This window comes from Xenorhabdus beddingii, assembly GCF_002127545.1.
GTDB lineage: Bacteria > Pseudomonadota > Gammaproteobacteria > Enterobacterales > Enterobacteriaceae > Xenorhabdus > Xenorhabdus beddingii.
In genome coordinates this window covers 1-685 of record NZ_MUBK01000147.1, presented here as the reverse complement: position 1 = coordinate 685, position 685 = coordinate 1, and the positions used below count along the sequence as shown (strand labels likewise).

At 47.7% G+C, this 685-nt stretch carries 1 protein-coding gene; it reads left to right on the top strand.

The genetic code is table 11. From position 1 onward, the window contains the following. Positions 1-28 precede the first annotated feature (28 nt). On the top strand, positions 29-685 hold a 657-nt coding region (locus Xbed_RS18940), incomplete at its 3' end, for an IS982 family transposase (RefSeq protein ID WP_086114328.1).

Sequence of the window (685 nt, the reverse complement as noted above, 5' to 3'; positions counted from 1 at the left end):
AAATAGAGAAATAAAGGAACAAAAGGCTATGTCACAGCAAGATTTTATCATTTGGGTGTTTTGTTGGGTAGATGACAATTTAACGCAGTTACAGCAAGGTATGCGATTCAGAAGCCGGGGATATCCGCCTAAACTGAGCGATGCCGAAGCCATCACGATGGAAGTCGTGGGGGAGTTTTTAGGATTTTCAACCGATAAAGGCATCTGGACGTACTTTAATGGCCACTGGCGCGAGTGGTTTCCGGGGCTGGGTTCACGCGCCAATTTCGCTAAACAGATTTCGAATCTTTGGGTTGTTAAACAACAACTGCAAGAAAAACTGGCGAGGTTATTGGGCGAGCTCGACAGGCCGGTCCATATTATCGACGGATTTCCGCTGCCCGTCTGTGGATTCAAAAGAGCAAAAGGCTGTGCCAACTTCAAAGGACAAGCCGATTATGGGTACTGCGCCGCCAAAAACGAAACTTATCACGGCTTCAAAGGCCATCTTATGATAGACGAAATTGGCGTGGTAACCGGATTTACACTGACGCCCGCCAATGTCAGTGAGCGTGAAGCAACCTGGGATGTGATCGGCTCGATAAAAGGCTGTTTGCTGGGTGATAAAGGGTATTTAGGCGTTGAGTTTAAACAGGAAATGAAGGCGGAGGGGATTGAAATGATGACCCCTGTGCGGGCCAATATG